The 18410-nt window shown below is 69.5% G+C and carries 15 protein-coding genes and 3 pseudogenes; 8 read left to right on the forward strand and 10 right to left on the reverse strand.

Annotated features, from left to right (window positions below; all coding sequences use genetic code 11):
• Positions 1-90 (reverse strand): annotated as a pseudogene (locus tag ABD774_RS21885) (recombinase family protein); the annotation flags it as partial.
• Positions 91-351: 261 nt separating this feature from the next.
• Here ABD774_RS21885 and ABD774_RS21785 point away from each other — a divergent pair.
• Positions 352-564, forward strand: a pseudogene (locus ABD774_RS21785) (helix-turn-helix domain-containing protein); the annotation flags it as partial.
• A gap of 486 nt (positions 565-1050) precedes the next feature.
• Here ABD774_RS21785 and ABD774_RS20530 read toward each other — a convergent pair.
• Both ABD774_RS20530 and ABD774_RS20535 read right to left on the reverse strand, forming a co-directional pair.
• Positions 1051-1593 (reverse strand): hypothetical protein, encoded by a 543-nt coding sequence (locus ABD774_RS20530; RefSeq protein WP_345045392.1) that lies wholly within the window; start codon positions 1591-1593, stop codon positions 1051-1053.
• 55 nt (positions 1594-1648) lie between these two features.
• The gene (locus tag ABD774_RS20535) at positions 1649-2104 is read right to left on the reverse strand and encodes a PH domain-containing protein (RefSeq protein WP_345045394.1); all 456 of its coding nucleotides are present in this window, start codon (positions 2102-2104) and stop codon (positions 1649-1651) included.
• A 168-nt stretch (positions 2105-2272) separates the two neighbouring features.
• Here ABD774_RS20535 and ABD774_RS20540 point away from each other — a divergent pair, with 168 nt between their 5' ends.
• Entirely contained in the window at positions 2273-2647 is a 375-nt protein-coding gene (locus ABD774_RS20540; RefSeq protein WP_345045397.1) for a hypothetical protein, read from the forward strand.
• Here the strand turns inward: ABD774_RS20540 and ABD774_RS20545 are convergent.
• A complete protein-coding gene (locus ABD774_RS20545) occupies positions 2644-3510 on the reverse strand; it encodes an ATP-dependent DNA ligase (protein WP_345045399.1) in 867 nt (288 codons plus the stop codon). The genes ABD774_RS20540 and ABD774_RS20545 overlap by 4 nt on opposite strands.
• A 122-nt stretch (positions 3511-3632) precedes the next feature.
• Positions 3633-4523 (reverse strand): hypothetical protein, encoded by an 891-nt coding sequence (locus ABD774_RS20550; RefSeq protein WP_345045401.1) that lies wholly within the window; start codon positions 4521-4523, stop codon positions 3633-3635.
• 153 nt (positions 4524-4676) lie between these two features.
• Here ABD774_RS20550 and ABD774_RS20555 point away from each other — a divergent pair, with 153 nt between their 5' ends.
• Both ABD774_RS20555 and ABD774_RS20560 read left to right on the forward strand, forming a co-directional pair.
• Positions 4677-5840, forward strand: a complete 1164-nt coding sequence (locus ABD774_RS20555; RefSeq protein ID WP_345045404.1) for a tyrosine-type recombinase/integrase — start codon at positions 4677-4679, stop codon at positions 5838-5840.
• On the forward strand, positions 5837-8347 hold the full coding sequence (locus ABD774_RS20560) for a tyrosine-type recombinase/integrase (RefSeq protein WP_345045406.1): 2511 nt from the start codon (positions 5837-5839) through the stop codon (positions 8345-8347). Before ABD774_RS20555 ends, ABD774_RS20560 begins: the two co-directional genes overlap by 4 nt.
• 100 nt (positions 8348-8447) lie before the next feature.
• Here ABD774_RS20560 and ABD774_RS20565 read toward each other — a convergent pair whose 3' ends face one another.
• From ABD774_RS20565 to mobF, 5 genes are all read right to left on the reverse strand, one after another.
• The gene (locus tag ABD774_RS20565; protein ID WP_345045409.1) at positions 8448-10355 is read right to left on the reverse strand and encodes an FtsX-like permease family protein; all 1908 of its coding nucleotides are present in this window, start codon (positions 10353-10355) and stop codon (positions 8448-8450) included.
• The gene (locus tag ABD774_RS20570; RefSeq protein ID WP_345045412.1) at positions 10355-11053 is read right to left on the reverse strand and encodes an ABC transporter ATP-binding protein; all 699 of its coding nucleotides are present in this window, start codon (positions 11051-11053) and stop codon (positions 10355-10357) included. The genes ABD774_RS20565 and ABD774_RS20570 overlap by 1 nt, the downstream gene beginning before the upstream one ends.
• A complete protein-coding gene (locus ABD774_RS20575; protein WP_345045415.1) occupies positions 11050-11589 on the reverse strand; it encodes a PadR family transcriptional regulator in 540 nt (179 codons plus the stop codon). Before ABD774_RS20575 ends, ABD774_RS20570 begins: the two co-directional genes overlap by 4 nt.
• A gap of 77 nt (positions 11590-11666) precedes the next feature.
• Positions 11667-11801 carry a hypothetical protein gene (locus tag ABD774_RS20580; RefSeq protein WP_345045417.1) on the reverse strand — a complete coding sequence of 45 codons (135 nt, stop codon included), beginning with the start codon at positions 11799-11801 and terminating at the stop codon, positions 11667-11669.
• 312 nt (positions 11802-12113) lie between these two features.
• Positions 12114-15728: a MobF family relaxase gene (gene mobF, locus ABD774_RS20585; RefSeq protein WP_345045419.1), complete on the reverse strand. Its 3615-nt coding sequence runs from the start codon at positions 15726-15728 to the stop codon at positions 12114-12116.
• Between the two features lie 119 nt (positions 15729-15847).
• On the opposite strand from mobF, the gene ABD774_RS20590 reads away from it, so the two are divergent.
• The 4 genes and pseudogenes from ABD774_RS20590 to ABD774_RS21790 all read left to right on the forward strand — a co-directional run.
• A complete protein-coding gene (locus ABD774_RS20590) occupies positions 15848-16282 on the forward strand; it encodes a hypothetical protein (protein WP_345045422.1) in 435 nt (144 codons plus the stop codon).
• 11 nt (positions 16283-16293) lie between these two features.
• The gene (locus ABD774_RS20595; RefSeq protein WP_345045424.1) at positions 16294-16623 is read left to right on the forward strand and encodes a hypothetical protein; all 330 of its coding nucleotides are present in this window, start codon (positions 16294-16296) and stop codon (positions 16621-16623) included.
• Positions 16620-17987 (forward strand): serine/threonine-protein kinase, encoded by a 1368-nt coding sequence (locus ABD774_RS20600; protein WP_345045426.1) that lies wholly within the window; start codon positions 16620-16622, stop codon positions 17985-17987. Before ABD774_RS20595 ends, ABD774_RS20600 begins: the two co-directional genes overlap by 4 nt.
• Positions 17988-18062: 75 nt before the next feature.
• A pseudogene (locus ABD774_RS21790) lies at positions 18063-18221 on the forward strand (glutaredoxin family protein); the annotation flags it as partial.
• Positions 18222-18410: the final 189 nt, after the last annotated feature.

Genomic DNA, 18410 nt, shown 5'->3' on the forward strand with positions numbered 1-18410 from the left:
GTCGACACCGGCCGCGCGGAGGGCGTCGCGTTGCAGGTCGGTGGTCTGGGACCCGTCGGCCTTTGAGACCCGCATGTACCCGACGAGCATCATGCTCTCCATTCGTCTGTCACTTATTCGACCGATTAAGTGACCCGGACCGGTTGGGCGGCCGTGGGATCTGATCGTGTCACTTAACCCGTCACATATTCTATGTCACGTAAAGGGTGCTCCCGTCGGATTAGTGACACGGTGCGGCGACTGGTACCGGGTGACCAGTCGTGAGCTCCTCGCGGAGGGGCGGACCGGCTGGAGGTGGGGGAGGCGGCAAACTCGGGGGCAGCGTGAGAACCATGGGGCCCTGACATGACAATGCAGCCGACGGAGGCCGCTTCGCCCGATCGGCCGACAGGACGAGCGCCGGGGCGCCCACGGCAGACCGACGTCGAGCCTCGCAGCTACGCGGCAGTGCTCGAGCTGTTCGGTCAGCACGGCGGGGCCGGGCTGAGCCTCGACGCGGTCGCCACCCGCGCCGGGATCGGGAAGTCCGCGATGTACCTGCGCTGGAAGAGCAAGCGTGACCTGCTCCTCGAGGCGGTTCGTTACTTCGAGACGCAATGCAAAGACCCCGTTGACGACGGTCAACCGCTGCGTGAATACCTCATCGAGTACTGCCTCGCCCGGGGGCGTCTGCTCCTGGGGCCGCACGGGCCCACGATGCTCCACATCGCGGCCGGCGCGATCACCTACCCGAAGGACTTCCAGGAGATCCGGCGAGAATCGATCACCCGCGGCACCCTCCCGATCGCGGCTCGCATCCTGCGCGCCGTCATCGACGGCGAGCTGCCGCAGGACACCGACAGCGGCCAACTGCTCGACATGATCGAGGGCTCGCTCGTCTTTCACCTTGTGATCGCACCGCTCGGGGCGACGCGCGAGGAGTCGAGGCCGACCTCGAGCGCTACGTCACGACGCTTGTCGACAAGGCGCTGTGCACCGCATTGCAGCGTCGTTGCCCGCGCGCGGTCGTGTAGTGGATGCCTTGATTCCCCCCCCGGCTCCGTGGCGCCTTCATACGTCACCGGCCGCAGGTGGGTTCGCCGTACTCGGGCCCACTGCGTCGAGCAACCATTGGAATCGCTTGGCGGGGACCGCGATCTCGACCGTGCCGGCGTCCTCGGTTATCCGGACGAACCTGGCGTCGCCGATCGGACCCGTGAGCATCTCGCGCCAGGTCCGCGGATCCTCGACCTGCTCGATCGTTCCGACGGGAACCGTGAAGGGGGCCACCGACGAGCCGCCCAGCGGCGTGATGCGCAGTGCTCCGTCGGCCGGGCGAACCAGGGCGGGGCGCCACCGCCTGCTGAGCATCGGGTGGCCGTCCGGGGATCGCATGGTGACGTCGATGTAGCCGCCAGTGGCCGCGACTCGGCCGGAGCGGGTCCCCGCGAGATAGCTCACGAACACGATCACCGCCCACGAGACGACGGCCGCGAGAGACGTGATCAGGGCATCGCCCGGCTCCCGGTCGGGCATGAGCAGGACCACGACCGTCACCACCAGGCAGGCACCGACGAAGAAGGCCAGAAGCACCAGCCACCACCACTTCGCCATGCTCCGAAGCATCGCAGCGGGAGCACGGCAGCACGCCGGAACGGATGCGGCGCGGCTACGTGGTCGCCGCCTGGTGCCAGCGTCGCAACTCGTCGAGGTGCTCCTCGGTGATGGGGAGGTCGATGATCGGGTGGTTCCGTCGGACGAGCACCAGGTAGGTCCGCTTCCCCTTGGCGATGCTCGGCCGGATCTCGGCGATGTCCTCCCAGGGGTACGTGACCGTCCTGAAGGCGTCAACGAGATGGAGGCCTTCCGTGTCCGCATCGATCCGAGTCCGGGTGTGAATCCATGTCAGGATCGTGAAGGCGACGGTCTGCCCTACGGAGAGCAGCGTCGTCAAGTCCCACAATCCCCGCTCGTCGGCGGCAGACCACCTCAGGGTGATGGAGACAAGAGGGAGAAGAGCGGCGGCGGCGCAGATCGAGATGAGCAGGCGCCGGTGTACCGGGTGCCACGTCTGCCGCGGCGGCAGCGCCCCGCTGCTGTGGTTCGTCCCTCCGGTGGGCTGCACCCGCCAAGCGTGGCAGGCGAGGCGTTCCCCGTCGGGGAGATGGCGCCCTCCGTCCCCGTAGCGGAAGCCCAGCGTCGGAGCGAAGGACACGGACACCAAGGGCCGAGGTCTTGCCCCCTGTTTCGCAGCCGCCGGCCGGCGATTGCCTCGACCTGCTATACCTCGGGCATGGGTCCGCCCCACCCGGATGCACCACCGGCGGTGCCCGCGCACGCTGCGCGGCGCTCCGTCGTGGGGTGGGCGGCGCTGGTGACCTCGGTGCTTGCGACGCTGCTCGCGTGGGTGTCGGTCGTGGTGACCCCCTGGGCAATGCGACGGGCGGTGTCCGCCTACGACTACGACAACATCTACACCTTCCCCCTCGTCACCTTGGGGACCGTGCTGGTCCTGGACGTCCTCGGCCTGATCCTGGGGCTCGTCGGCGTGCGGCGGCCGACCGGAAAGGTGCTGTCGGGCGCCGCGATCGGGATCGCCGCCACCGGCATCGTCGGGATACTCATCTACGTCATCGGAACCGGCACGATCATGCCCCGGTTCGCCTAGGGCGCCGGCGGCTCCACGGTCGCCGGGTCGAGCTCGGGGCGAGCACGGATGAAGCGAAGCGGGTGGCGGTAGGAGGTGCCGTTCCAGGCGACGTCGGCGGTGACCTCGACGACAAGGGGTTCGACGAGAGTGACGTCGATGGGCTCTTTGTCCCGTGCGAAACGATCGACCGCGCCGCGCGGAATGCGCGCGGGCCATGGGTGCTCGCCGGCGGGTGGGTGCAGGAGCCGGCCGAGTGCGCGGGCGGGGCCGACGCGCAGGGGAGTGGTGCGTCCGACTATGCGGAGCCGGCCGTCGATGTTCAGGCCGGCGATGAGCGCCTCGGGCCGCTCGAGGAAGCCGATGACGGCGCCGCAGACGACTTCGACGTTGTCGCGGTGTTTCACCTTGAGCCAGTCGCGCTTGCCGCCGCGGTAGGGCTGGGCGGCGCCCTTGAGGACCAGTCCCTCGATGCCAGTGACGTGCAGGTCGTGTAGCCACCCGCGGGCCTCGTCGTAGTCGGTGGTGGTCGGCGAGATCTGTATGGGTGGCGCCCAGTCGCGGGCGAGCTCCTCGAGCATACTTCGACGCTCGCGCAGCGGCAGGTGGCGCACGTCCTGGTACGCGACGGCGAGGATGTCGAAGGCGACGTAGGAAGCCGGCTCGCGGCGGATGAGGTCGGCCAGTGTGCGTTGCGAGCTGGTCAGCCGGTGCTGCAATGAGGAGAAGTTGAGCCTGCCCCGGGTGAAGACGACGATCTCGCCATCGATCACGCACCCGGGCGGCACAGCTGTGGCTGCGGCGGCGTAGATGTCCGGGAAGTACCGGGTGAGGTCCTTGCCCTGCCGGCTCCACAGGGCGGTGCTGCCCCCGTCCCGGACCACGCTGGCGCGGCATGTTGACTGAACTCTTCGGTGGCAGAGCCATAGCGCCGCTCGTGCGCGTTGTGGTGACCTCCTCTATCCGATGGCAGACGGCGGGAGAGCGCGGGTACTCACAGTGGGCGTCATCGGATGCAGAATCCCCAAGCGGCGTGGTTGCTCGGGGCGCCTGGATAATCGGGGGCGAAGGTAAACATGACCACGGCGGCCCTTGCGCCTTCTGGTGCTGGGATGCGAACGGACCACCTCCCCGCATTGGGGTACTCGACCTGTCGGAGCATGGTGTTGCTGTCCCATCGGACGTCGCGACGTTCTCCGGCGGGGATGCCGTCGGAGTCGACCTCGGAGAAGTAGGCGATCTCGGCCGAGACCGGCAATTCTGCGTCGGTCACCGTGATCAGCACCGGCTCGCGGCGCTCGATGTTGAGGCTTGGCAGGCGTGCCGCGAGTTCGATCTCCTCGGTCCTCGATCCGGGAGCGGTTTCGCGTCTCCCCTTGGCGTCGCTCCAGTGTGAGCTCAGCAGGGGCAGCCTCACGGTGCTGACCGTGAGGGTGGGAGGTGTCGTTGGAGACAGCCCTACCCCCGTTGAGTCGGCCACTGCGTGGAGGCGGGCCCGGGCCGGGGTCTCGTCGAACGGGTCGAGGTTGAGTGGCGCCGATGCGGGGACGTCACGTCGCTCGAGGACGGTCGCTCTCCCGATCACGTCGGGGTGTTGGCTTTGGGCGAGGAGGTCCAACGTGGCCCCGGCGTCTATCGCCTTCCATGCCTCGGGCAACATCGGGTGGATCAGCACGATTCCGTTGCTGCCTGGCGCGAGGCTGCGCGCGTCGACGAGGTCGATCGGGCCCACCTGAACCGCGAACTCTTGATTGGCGTCGGCTAGCGACCACCACGCCCGGTAGCCGGACTGGAGGTGGCGCATCTTGCCGGTTCGCTTGGGTTTCCACAGATCGAGGCTGGCCAAGAACGTGCCCTGATGGCCGATCTGACGCCGCCACCCGGTGAGCTCGGTCATCCGCTTATGTTGCCTTATCGCTCATGAACTCGGGACAGGTCCGTAGGCGAGCAATTGTGGATGCTCTCAGCCCGTCTCGAGGCGTCCAGGTCTGATGGGCGACACGCGGTGGATCTCCGGGTATGCGGTGATTGCAGTGCGAGGGTGGTGCGCATGGCGGGCGCCGTGGGGCGGGTCCTTGAGTGCGACTCCGGCCTGCCCTACCGGGTGCTGTTCCCCGACGTGGAGCACGAGGTGACCTCGTTGTACCTGCGCGACCTCTCGGCGTCGGACTGCAGCCCGACAACGCTGCGCAGCTACGCCTATGACTTGCTGCGCTGGTTCCGGTTCCTGCACGAGCGCTTCGTGGCCTGGGAACGGGCGGAGCGCGCGGATGTTCGGGCGCTGGTGGAGTCCATGCGAGCCGGCCCGACGGCGACCGGGCTGCGCCGTGGTCTCGAACGCGGCACCGTCGTCAACGCCGTGACGGGCAAGTCGGCGCCTGGTAACGCGTTCGCGCCCCGCACGATCAACCATCAGCTGACCGTGCTGGCCGGTTTCTACGACTTCGCCCTCGACGCGGACCTCGGGCCGCTCGTCAATCCGGTGCCGGCGCAGCGGGCGCTGCGCGGGCGGGTCCATGCCCATCACAACCCGATGGGCGAGTTTCGGCGGCATCCGCGCGCGGTGTACCGGCAGCGGGTGCCGAGGACGGGGTGGCGCGGCATTCCCGATGAGTACGTGGGGCAGATCTTCGACGCGCTGACGTCGAACCGGGACCGGGCGTTGCTGTCGTTGTGGCTCTCCAGCGGCGTGCGGGCCACGGAGCTGTTGGAGCTGCGGCACGGGGACTACGACTTCGGCGAGCACACCATCACCGTGGTCAGCAAGGGCAGCCGGGCCAGGGAGAAGGTCCCGGCGAGCTCGGACGCGTTCGTGTGGTTGGCGCTGTACATGCGCGAAGGACAGCCCGCAGCTCCCGGGGACCGGGTGTGGTGGACGCTCCAGGGCGCGGTCCGCAGACCCCTGACCTACCCGACGGCTCGGGCGATGTTCGCGCGGGCGCAGCGCAAGATCGGCTCGAACTGGACGCTGCACGACCTACGTCACACCGCCGCCGAGCGGCTGCTGGCCGACCCGGCGTTCACCCTGGTCGACGTCCAGACGATCCTGCGCCACGTCAACATCTCCACCACGACGATCTACACCCAGCCCCGGATGGAGGACGTGTTGGCCAAGGTGCTCGAACATCATGCCCGCCCCAAGCCGCCCGCCCCGTCGGTGGAACCGGACTACGACGAGGCCGCCGTCCGCGAGCTGCTGGGCCTCCTCCCGTGAGTGCGCCCGAGAGGGTGGAGATCGATCCGCGCCTGCCCTCGCAGATCCAGGCCGCGCAGACCGGGCGGCGGACGCGCGCTCTCCGGCCCCGGGTCCCGCCGGATCCACGCCTGCAGCGGGACGGCGGCCTGCGGGGCCAGCCCGCCTACGACAGCGAGATACCTCCACCGCGCCGGGCCGCAGATGATCCGCTGGCACAGGTACAGCGCCTCGGAGCCGAGGAGACGCATGCATGGGTCGAGGAGTACCTCGCCCGCCGTCCCCAGCCGTTGGCCAAGGCACAGCGAGCGCGCAGCTGCGCCGTGCGTGCCGTGCTGGCCTGGTTGGCCGAGCACCCGGGAGAGACGTGGGAGGACCGGTGGCTTCTCAGCGGTCTGGACGCTGCCCCGAACGGGAGCGGGGATGTCGTGGCCGCCGCTACTCAGCTGTCGCGAGCGTGGGCCACCGCGGCGCTGTCGGTGCTCGTGGACGCGCGCGTGGTTCGCCCCTCCTACGCCTGGCTGCTCCGCTCGAGGCAGTACCGGCGCTCGTCCTCGGCACGGTTCCTCGACACCGCCGAGCCCGACATCATGCCTACGCTGCGCGCCCTGCCCGCCTACGCCCGGGCACCAGAACTTGCTCGCCGTAACGCCGAGACCTGCATCGCCCGGGTGCTGATCCGCACCGGGAAGCGGCTGGGGCAGCTGAGCGGCGAAGATCTGCTCGCCTACGCCGACGTCGTGCGGACCTCGATGAGGCACAACAAGGAGCACCTGGCCTGGGAGCTGCTGGTCGCCCTCGGCCCGCTGGCGGGCGAGCCGCCGACGCTGCGGGCCGCGTGGGCGGCGGCCGGCAGCTCACGTCAGCACACGGTCCAGACGCTCGTCGCCCGCTACGGGCTCCCACCGTCGGGGGTACTGGACCTGCTCGTGGACTATCTCGGCGAGCTCAAGGTCGGCATGGACTACGGGTCGCTGCAGTCCCTGTCCTACCGGCTCGTCCGCCTCTTCTGGGTCGGGGTCCTCACCATCAACCCCCACCAGGACGACCTCCGGCTCTCCCCGGAGGTCGCGGCGTCGTGGCGCGAACAGTTGACCGTGACGCTGGACGGGCGCCCGCGCAGCGACGTGGCCTCAACCTTCTTCGCGGTCCGCGCTCTGTACCGAGACCTCGCCGAGTGGTCGCACGAGGAGCCGGAGCGCTGGGCGATCTGGGTCGCGCCCTCACCGGTTCCCCGCCACGAGTCACGACGCGCGTCAAAGGCCAGCAAGCAGCGCCGCTCCCGAATGCAGGCCCGCACCCGTCAGCTGACCCCCTTCCTCCCACAGTTCACCAGCGCGGCCGCAGACCTCCGAGACGAAGGCGCCCGACTCCTCACCACAGCTCAGGGCGTCGGGCACGGTGAACGGTTCGAGGTCGACGGCATCGGCTACGAGCGGCACGACCCACCTGTCGGTTCCCGCGGCGCCGGTCGCAACCTGGTCTGGGCACGCGTGGTGCAAGCCACGAACGGGATACGCACACCGCCGTTGGAACGCGGACTCGTGTGTGTCTCCCGGTTCGAGGCCGACGGGTTCTGGGCCTGGGCTCTCGTGGAGGTCCTCCGCGAGACCGGGGTACGGATCGAGGAGCTCCTGGAGCTCACCCAGCTCTCGCTGCGCCACTATGTCGCGCCGGCGACCAACACGATCGTCCCGCTGCTGCACATCGTGCCATCCAAGACCGACGCCGAGCGGCTGGTCCCCATGAGCCCCGACCTGGTCAAGGTGCTGGTGGAGGTGCAACGCCGGGCCCGCGGTACCGACCAGACGATTCCACTCTCCGTGCGTTACGACCACAACGAGAAGGTCTTCGGCGACCCGCTGCCGCACCTGTTCGCCCGCATGATGGGCCCGACCCAGAACGTCCTGTCGATCCAGTACGTCCGCAAACTCCTCGACAACGTCGCCGACCGTGCCGGCCTGACCGACGGCGGCCTACCCGTGCGGTTCACCCCGCACGACTTCCGCCGCCTCTTCGCCACCGACCTCGTGGGCTCAGGCCTGCCGCTCCACATCGTCTCCTCCCTGCTCGGCCACCTGAACCTCGAGACCACCCGCGGCTACACCGCCGTCTTCCCCGAGCACGTCGTCCAGGCCCACCACGCCTTCATCGAACGACGTCGGCAGACACGCCCGGACGGCGAGATACGACCGGCCACCGCCGAGGAGTGGCACGAGTTCGAACAGCACTTCCTCCTACGAAAGGTCGCCCTCGGCGACTGCCACCGCCCGTACGGCACCCCCTGCGTCCACGAGCACGCCTGCACACGATGCCGCTTCCTCCAGGTCGACCCGGCACAGGCCGGACGGCTCGAGGAGATGACAATCAACGCCGAAGCCCGCCTCACCGAAGCACGCGAACGAGTCTGGCTCGGCGAGGTCGCCGCACTGGAGGAAAGCCTGAAACACCTGCGACGGCGCAAGGCAGAAGCAGATTGCCTAGTCGCTGCCGAACCGAGGCACCTACCGGCAGATGGAGGCGGGTAGTCGACCGGCCTGCCGAGGCACGAACGCCACGTCTACGACAAGTTTCCAGAGCCGATAGCCCTGGTCGGCCGAGCCGAACGGGTGCCCGGGCGTGTTTTGTCTATTCGTGGCGCAGGTCCTCGGCGCGGATGGTTGCCCGTGTGAGCGGCAGCGTCACCAGTGAGATGAGGAGGGCGGCGGCTGCGATCACCGTTGAGGTGGTGGCGAGCATGCCCCAGTTGATCGAGGTGCCGGTGCCGTCGGCTGTGTGAGCGAGTGCGGCGATGGAGGCCCATCCGAAACCGAGCGCAAGGACGACCGCGACAGCGAGCGGGATGCCGTTGGAAAGTCCTTGCGCGCGGCGCAGCACGTGCGCTGGTACGCCGACGGCCACCAGGCGGGCGCGTCCTCGCCGCTGAGCGCGGGCGCGATCGAGGCTGGCGAGTGTGAACACCAGCAGGGCGACGGCGACGCTTGCCGCGGCGACGCTCCACACAACCGTGCGCAGCGTGACGATCCGCTGGTAGTCCGGTATCGCTGGCACAAACACCCGTGCACCAGCGCTCTGGGCAGCTTCGCTCACCTGGGTCCGCACGTCGGAGCCGACGTCGACGATGACGTTGAGGTGCGTGGTGGAAAGCGCGTCGTGCTGCTTGGCGATACTGATCGGGACGAACAGGTCGTAGCGCTGAGGCAGAGGCCACTGCTCGGTAGTGGCCTCGAGGTCCTGGGTGATTGATTCCGCAACGGGCAGCATGATCGAGGTTCCGGTGTCACCGATGGTCAGTTCAACCTGCGCGTTGCGGTCGAAAGGGGCGGTGTACCAGCCGTCGTCCAAGCTGGGTGGGACGGCGGTCCGCTCGATCCACGCCGCCTCCGTGTCGGAGCAACCCGTCAGGGTCGCGACCAGCTCGAGCTGCTGACAGGTGCCGACGAACACCTGGGGGCATTCGACGGGACTGTTGGCGCACTGCGACGGCCACAGGACCCACATGGGCCACACCCCACGGACCCCGTCGATGCCGTCGATCTCTTCCTCGAGATCCGGATCGAGGTGTGCCGCCCCGTCGGGTGAGCTCACCCAGATCTCCTGGGGGCCTTGCTCGACCTGGTGAACGTAACTGGCGGTGACGGGGTCCGACTCGTACAGGCCGAGATAGCCGGCGCCGCACAGCACGACGAACGTCGTCACTCCCAGTGCGGTGACCCGGCGCGAGATTGATACGCCTTGGGTCTGCACCAATCGGCCGGCAAGCACAGTGGAGACGTCCCGGCTACGAGCGAGCCGACCGGCCACGGCGGCCGTCAGCAGCGGCGTGACGAGCACAACGCACAACGCCGCGGCGATCGCCGCGCCGAAGAGTGCCAGCGCGGTGCGCCCGGTTACGTGCTCGGGCGGTGTGGTGAACACGGCGATGAGAAGTGCGATCGCTACGGGCACCGGGATCAGCCGCCACAGGGACGGACTCGTCACCGTGGCCTCGGACACCCCGGCGCGTGGCCCGGACAGCCGCCGAACGGGAGCGATCGCCAGCACGGAAGAGAGCACCACCACGCCGACGGCTACAAGCGCCAGCCTGGGCCCGAACCCGATGGGTTGGACCAGGGCGTCGGCCGCGACGGCGGCCAACAGGGCGCGAAGCAGGGCGTACATCGCGATTCCTGCGGCAGCACCGATCAGCGCGGGTGTCACGTTCTCGATGGTGGCGACGAGCAGTACCCGGCGTCGGCTCACGCCCAGCAGCATCAGGGAGGCCAGCCGCCGGTCCCGGACCTCCGACGACATGCGCCCCACTGCCAGCAGCAGCGCGATGACGGGGGCGGTGATCAGCGCGAGCAGCGAGGCGATCGGCCCCCGCTGCGGGTCCACGTCCATCGGCTTCTCCGGCGGTGGGAACATCGCGTCGGGCAGTTCCCAGGCGATGGCCAATAAGGCCACGGCCAGGGCGCACCCGGTCACGACGCTCCAGATCCGCAACCATCCACCGGCGCGGGTCAAGCGAACGCCGAGCCGAAGCAAGGCCCCCATCAGAGCTCCGTCGGTGACACAGTCGCGGGCTGGCGTATCTGCCCGTCGCGCATCTGCAGGTCGCGGTCGGCAAAGGCTGCGACCGACATCTCGTGGGTGACGAGGACGACCGCGGCGCCGGTCTCGCGCGCAGCGCCCACCAGAGCTTCCATCACCTGCTCCCCGGTCAGGGTGTCCAGGGAGCCGGTGGGCTCATCGGCGAAGACGATCTCCGGGGAGTGGACGAGCGCACGGGCCACGGCGGCGCGCTGCGCCTGGCCGCCCGAGACCTCGTTGAGCCGCCGGTCGGCGACATCGGCGATACCCAGCGCGGCCATCAGGTCGCCGGCGGCACGGCGAGCCGCCGCGCGTCGGTGGCCCGTCAACCGCAGGGGCAGCTCGACGTTCTCGACGAGGGTAAGCTCGGGCACGAGGTCGCCGAACTGGAACACGAACCCCATCCGCCGCAGACGAAGGTCGGCGCGAGCGCTCTCGCTGAGGGTGTCGATCCGCTCGCCCCGCAGACGGACCTCTCCGCTGCTGGGGGTAAGCAAGCCGGCCAGCAGGTGCAGCAGCGTCGACTTGCCCGAGCCTGACGGTCCCATCAGGGCAACGACTTCCCCCGGCTGGACGTCGATGTCCACGCCGTGCAGCACCTCGTCCTTGCCGTAGGTGTGGCGCAGCGCCCGGCCGCTGAGTGTGATCGGCTTGTCGCTCATCGTGCGTGCTCCAACAGGCGGGTCACGCCGTCGCGGATCTCGGCCAGGCGTGCGGCAGCGAGTTCGATCCACCGCATGTCGGCCTCCAGGTGAGCCATCTCGAAATCGGCGGAGATCCGGTCGATGACGTCGCTGCTTCGCCGGGCAGCGGTCAGTTCACGCATCCGTGCGAGGTACACGTCTCGTTGCCCGTCGAGGATCTGGTCGACCGGTCGCCCGCTCGCCAGAGCCAGGACCACCCGCGTGAACAGCTCGCTCGGTCGGCCAGACGGCACGTTCGGGGTGACGAGCCACCGGTCCAGCTCCGCCACCCCGGCACCGGTGATCGCGTACACCTTCCGGTCGGCCCCCTCTCCCGGCTCCAACCCGACGCCGTCGGCCAGACCGTCCCGCTCGAGCCGGGCCAAGGTGGCGTAGACCTGCCCGAAGCGCAGTTCACGGTCGTGTCCCAGCAGATCGTCGTAGCGGCGTTTGAGCGCAAAACCGTGGGAAGGGCCGACATCCAGCAACCCGAGCAGCGCCATTGGGATACTCATGGCAGAACTACACCACGGGTATACCCTCGGTGTACAGGGTGCCGGGAATCCGGGATCGATCAACGGGGCGCCGGAGTTCAGTGAAGGTAGCCGTCCCACTTCGGTTCGGCGACCAGACCGCCGGGCAGCGCGCCGGGGGCCGGGAGCTGTTCGACGGCTCTGGCGAGGGCGAGGTCAACCGGGCCGCGCAGCCCCTCGGGCAGTGATCTCAATTTATCTCACCTCACATGCGCTCCGTCGTCGCTCTGCCTGTCGGTGAGCATCGCAAGAACGTCATCCGGGCGTGCACGGAAGCACCGTCCTTGCAGGTGCTTGCTGTAAAGGACGACGTTCGACGCAGCCTACGGGGCGTCAGTCGCTGCTCGTTCGACGCCCGTAGCCGTGACCATCAAGGCGTTCGGTGCGTCAGTTCAGTGACGTTGCCGGCGCGGTCATCGCCGGCTCCTGACGGTGTGCCGCCGCCGGCTCGTGCTGCCCACGCCCGACGGGCAGGCGCCGGTAGCTGTCTGGTACGCGCACCCCGCCTAGAGCTGTGGCCGGTCGATGCGGGGTCCGCCCTTCCTGGGGCCGCCGCAGTGGTCTGGAGCTCCGGCTTCCCGGCGGACCTTGCGTCGCTTGCGCAGCTGCTCGCGCGCCCGGGCGAGTCTGTCCTGCGCGCCATGCTCGCCACTCCGGTCCTCGGGGGCGCCGGCGCGGTGGACCTGCCGGCGGAGCCGTTTGGCCGCAGAAGAATCCAGCTGCTCGTTGGTGATGCGACCGGCTGGTGCAGGCACGCGCTCCTCGTCGCGGTCGAGGCCGGTACGCAACTTCGCCAGTGCCGCCGAGACGCGCCGGTAGTCCTCCACCTGGTGGCCGTGCTCGGGCTCGTCGCCGAGCGGAACTGCCCCGGTGATGCCGTACCGGTCGCGGTAGGCGGCCACCAGCCGCACGCCGACGACCACCTCGCCGGGCACGTCGTCGCGGGGCAGGCCGAGCTCCCGGGCCCATTCGGTGCGGCCGGCGAGGGCCAGGTCGGCGAGGTGATCCACGCGCTGCTCGATGAGCTCGACGTGCCGGGCGGCCCACTCTCGCACCTGCGGCTCACCGCTGACGTCGGGCACGGTGATCCACTCCGAGGCGTCAGGGGCTGGGCGCCAGGGCTCAAGGCCGGGTGGGTAGTGCCCGAAGCGGTCGAGGGCGTCTTCGACCTCGGGGACCAGGCGGGCGAGGCTGTGGGCCTCGCGGTACGCGGTCTCCTGAGCCGTTGTTGCCGAGAGTGCGGCGCCGTCCCGGGCGATGATCCGGGCCAGCACCTGCGCGGGAGACCGCCCCGGGCCGGTCTCGTCGTGCCCGTCGGCGCCGAGGAGGGTGTCGGTGACCAGGTAGACCCGGTTGTCGTGGCGGCCGCGGGTCAGGGCGGTGTAGAGGCTCTGCCGGTCGGTGCTGGCGTCGAGCAGGGCGTGGGCGGTGTCCGCGGTCATGCCCTGGACCCGGTGCACGGTGGCGGCGTAGGCCAACTCGACGTGCCCGGCGACGTACCCGGCGGGCAGGTTCAGCGTGCCGCCGTGACCGGAGTGCCGGACGCGGAGCCGGCCGTTGTCGGCGCGGTCGAGCACCTCCCAGACGTCGCCGTTCTTGACGAAGTCCTTGCCGTTCGCGGTGGCGAGGGTGCGGTCGTTGAGCCGAGTGACGATCCGGTCGCCGCGGCCGGCCCGGTTGCCGTCGTGGAGCACGACACCGTCGGACTCGACCCGGCCGGCAGCCACCAGGTCGCGACGGGCCTGCCCGGCCAGCGCGGTCACGTCGGTGTTCGACCCGGCGATCATGACCGACTCTTGGCCGGCCTCGGTGTCGGCCGACCAGGCGGCGTAGACCTCCTCGAGCATCCCTTCGCGGGTGCCACCACGCACGCGGCCACGCCCGAGGTAGAAGTCGTCAGCGCCGGCCGCTCCCGTGCGCAGGCGCAGCGACGCGGCGGCTTCGTCGTGGTCAGCGAACCGGTGGACCTGCTCGAGGCGCACGGCCCCGACGCGTTCGTCGATCAGGCGCAGTGCCCCGCCGGCTTCGACGGCGGCGAGCTGCTGGGGGTCGCCGAGCAGCCGCACGCTCGCCCCGTGCTCGCGCGCCAGGGTCAGGGCCTGGTCGAGCAACGGCGTGCCCGCCATGCCGGCCTCGTCGACGAGCAGCACCGTCGAGGCGTCGACGCGCAGCGCCTCGGTCACCGTGCCGCTCCGGTGGGCGTGAATGAGCTTGTGCAGGGTCTCCGCGGTCACCCCGAGCTCCTCGCCCAGCACGCTCGCGGCGGCCGCCGACGGGGCCAGCGCGAGCACGCGGCCGCCGGCGTTCTCCACCGCGCGGGCGAACACGGTCATGGCGGTGGTCTTCCCGGTCCCGGCCGGGCCGATCCCGGCCACGAGCTCACGTCCGGAGGTGGCGAATGCGCGCGCCAGCTCTCGCTGACCGTCGTTCAGGGTGCGCCCGCTTCCCTCCTCAATCGTTCGTAGGGCGGCGCTGAACTGCTTCTCGCCAACGACCGGGCCGCCGGTGCGCAACGCGCCCTGGACGAGATTGTGCTCGGCGTCCAGCACGGCCTGGGAGGTCAGGACGCGCTGCCCGTGGACGGTGTAAACCGACTCCCCGTCGGCGCGCTGGAGCACCTCGGGAACCGGGTTCAGTTCGGGCGGGTCGAGCCGCAGCGACAGGGCCTCGGCGCGTGCGGCGACCTGCTCGGCGACGGCGGTCATGTCCCCGGTGGCGTGCTGGCGGGTCTGCCGCATCGCCTCGGCCATCAGGTGCCATGGCTTCCACGTCGCGCGTTGGGCCTGGACCTCCTCGACGACCCGGCGGGCGAGCTCGTCGACGTCGACACCTGCCCCGTCCGCGCCGCTGTCGCGGTGCACCGCGGCGGCGATCATCTCCCCAACCTGGTGGTCGTCCCCGAGTACCTCAGCGGCCTGTCGGCGCCACTGCTCGCGCCGTTCGGACAGCGTCACACCATCCTCTTTGCCCTCGCGGGTCTCCAGGGTGGCCTGCTGGGCCAGGCGCAGCTGGACGGGCTTCGGCGGCTCGTGGCCGTGCTCGGCCCGGTACCGCTCGGTGAGCTCGGCGTAGACCTCCTCGATCGCAGCGCGCCGGGAGGAGAACGCCGTCCGCACCCGGGCGTCGATGCCCTCGATCTCCCTTACCGGTTGTTTGCCGCGGCCACGGTCCTCGTCGACGAACCGCACGCCGAGCCGGTTGCGCAGCTCTTCCTCGATGAGGGTGTTGTACCGCTCCGAGGCCGCCACCCCCAGGGAGTGCAGCACTCGGGCGTCCAGCGCGCGCCACTTGCCGTCGCTGCCCTGGACCTTGTTGGACACCGCGACGTGGGTGTGCAGGTTCGGGTCGCCGGTGCGCGAGTCGGCGTGGTCGAACGCCGCGGCGACCAGTCCGCGGGTGTCGATCTGGGCGGCGCCGCCCGCACCCACTCGGGTCAGGCCGGCTTCCTGCTCGACCCACTCGAGAGCACCCCGCCATGCGGCCTCGTGCGCGTCCGCGACCTCACGGCGCACGTCCTCGTCGGCCAGCGCCCACAGCGTGGAGACGGACTTCGCTGGGGTGAAGACCAGGTCGTAGCCGGCGACCGGTTGGCGCTGTTGGCGACCGAGCCGGGCAAGGTAGTGGGACCGTTCCGCGTCAGTCGGCTCCCGCCCGAACCGACCCGTCAGGGTCGTCCCGGCGACGTCCCACCGGATCAGGTCTCGCTCGGCACCGGCCTCCGGTGTCCGCCCGTGCTCGGCTTTGAAGCTCGCGTAGGCGGCCCGGATCGACCTCGTCCATTCCTCGTCGTCGACCGGCTCGAACCGTGGGAATCGGCGCCCGAGACGGGCAGCTTTGACCGCCTCCTCGGCACTCGCCCCGCCGGCCATCGCCTCCCGGATCAGCCGGTCCGCATCGGGGTGCAGGCCCTCACCGAACAGCGCCTTCATCTGCTCCTCGGTGACCTGCCCGGAGGTGCCGAGCCCCGTCAGACCGGCGCCGACCCAATGGCCAGGAGGGTTGCCCTCGTGGGCGTAGTAGTCCGCCAACGACTCACCCGCCTGACGGGGAGCGTCCCCAGAGGCGACCTGGCGCGTGAGGTACGTGTAGCCGTCGCCCGCATGGAGCACGTGCACCGTCATCACCAGCGCTGCCCCCCTGTGCGCGCCCGACGCCACTAGTAGTGCAAGAGGTGTGTAGCTCGTCGTATCTGAGTATGACACCGCGTAGTGACACTGACTAGGCATAGCGAGGAGCAGTAATGGGCAAGACGAATCGGCAACTGGACGCACGGGAGCGCGCAAGGAACGCACGCCTCAGGCTCGACGCCGAACGTGACAAGCGTGACGGCCTCATCGAAGACGCCGTAGCGGCGTACTACACGGCCGGGGACGAACGGGAGGATCTGGTCGCGACGCTCCGCGACGTCGAGGCCCGGATGCGGGCAACAGTGCGAGAACTGATCGATCTCCGCGAGACGCCGACCCGCGTAGCCGCCCTCCTCGGAATCGAAGCGCGGGAAGTACGCGCGATTCGCAAGGAAACAGCTCAGGATCAGATCACTACCCGGTCGGCGCCGGACACCGCCGACAAGGACGCTGCCGCGGGCCGGCCTACGAAGCGCGTCGATGCACAGGGGCGGAACGCGCCTCCCGTTGTCCACACCGCGCCAGACGCGCTTGGCGTGGATCGCTGAAACTCGTCGCCATGAACAGGACCACGAGTCGTGTGCAGAGCGCTCAGTTGGCCGCCGCCCGACGCCTGCTCAAACGCCGGGCAGACCACGGCGGCGAGCTGGACGTAGCTGATGGCATCGATGCCGGGATGGCCTTCTGGATCATCGAGGGACTGCAACCACCACTTCCGCCGGCCGGCCCCGTCGACCACATTCCGGTGCCAAGTCTCGACGAGGTGCGCACAGCGCTGAAGGCTGCGGCCGAAGCGTCCGCCTCCGTCGAGGAGGCCACCGCGATCGCGCACGCCGCACTAGAGCTCGCAGGTGAAGGGCTCACCCCGGACGGCGGCGAAGGGCGATGACATACCGCAGTGAGAGTGCGCAGCTCGCCCGACACCTGGCACAACTGTCGACCAATTCCGGCTCCAGGTACCTCGACGCCGATGGCCTGGCTGTCGCGCTGCTCGGCCGGCACGAGAGCGTCCGGCTCATGCAGGAGACGATGGCGGTCGCCACAGGGCGCGACATCCAGAAGCAGGCGGCCGGCGCCGACACTGTCGCCAACCTGACGCTGGGCGAGGTCGTCAACCATCCGGTCGAGGCTCTACGACAGGCCATGGCGGGTTACCCCGTGGCACAGACGCCACTGCCGTTTCTCGATGTGCGCGTCGACAGCTTGCGATCCGACACGGCACAGACGTGGCATCGCGTGGCGCGGGCCGCGATCATCGCGCGCCACGACCTCAGTACCGAGCACGGTGCGTACGGGCCGGAGCACCGATGGAGCATGGTCGCAGACGTAGCCGCCATGACCCCCGTAGTTCAGAACCTCGACCGCCAGCTACTCCTCGCCGCCCGGCGCGTCCGCCCGGCGGACGAGCGGACAATCAGAGCCCTGGAACGAGCCGGGCAAAGCCCGGCCACGATCCTTGCCATCGAAGCTGATGCAGTCGCACGCACCGGCGCGCTGCCAGATCTCTCAGGTCTCCGCGTCCCGCCAAGTTCCACCCGCCCGTCAGCCGTTACTTCATTGAAAGCGCTCCTCGAGGCGCAGCGGCGGATACCCGCGCAACTCGAACGCGCCGAGGAAATCCGCCCGGACGTTATCGCCCGCACCGCCCTTGGCCAGGCGCGCATCCTGCTCGCCTCAGCCCGACTCCTCGAGCCGGACAACCACCGCCGCAGCGTCGAGCTCGCTCGCAGCATGGCGACCAGAATCGGCGAACAGCTACATCCCGAACCACGCGACGTCACGGCGCTCGTGCCTGGCGACACCACGCCCCTGGTCCAGACAACGCTCATGTGGCAACACCTTCGACGTCACCGGCCGGACGGGGCGAAGCTCCGAGGCGCCGAAGCCATCGCCTTGCGCCGCCTCATCAACCACGCCCCGCTGGTCGTCGACCACCTCGCCCGTGCCGCAAAGAGGCAGCTCAGTTCAGGGCGGTGGCTCATCTCCTACTCCGACGCCGCCAACTTCACATGGAGCCGCTACAACTACATGGACGACGCTCCCCGCCTCGTCACTGCACTTAACGATCTCCGAGCGGCCTTTCCTGCGACCGAGCCCAGTCGACCTACATGGGCCGAACTGAGCTCCGCCCGGACGACCCTGGGCCACAGAACGACCAAACCATCCCGCCACGAACGGCCTGCAACGCCGGACCTCGCCGTAGGACCACGCCCGAGCAACCCGTCGCCCCGGAAGACGCTACACAACCCGTAGAGGTGGCCACAGCACAACGGTTTGAACCACCTCGGCGCGCGACGCGACCAACCATCGGCCGAAGGAGATCGAAAGATGCTCATCATCTACGGAACCCGCGGTTGCGCGGCCTGCCGCCTAACGGAGAACGTCCTCAGGCGGGCGTCCGCACCGTTTGAAGTCGTCGACCTCGAACAGTTCCCGGCCAAGGCCATTGAGCTCCGAACGGCCGGGTACGAGGCACTGCCGGTCGTCCAGCACGCCGGACAAAGCTGGTCCGGTTTCCAGCCCGATCGACTCCGCGAGGCGATCGCCTTCGGGTCTGCTGCACGGATAGGTGACAGGTTGGGTCACGCAGCCTGGGTGGCTGGCGTGGTCATGATGGTCTCGTACTCGATGGGGGTCAACCGGCCGAGGGCGTCCTGTCGTCGACGGCGGTGGTAG

This window comes from Georgenia daeguensis (assembly GCF_039537705.1).
Taxonomy (GTDB): domain Bacteria; phylum Actinomycetota; class Actinomycetes; order Actinomycetales; family Actinomycetaceae; genus Georgenia; species Georgenia daeguensis.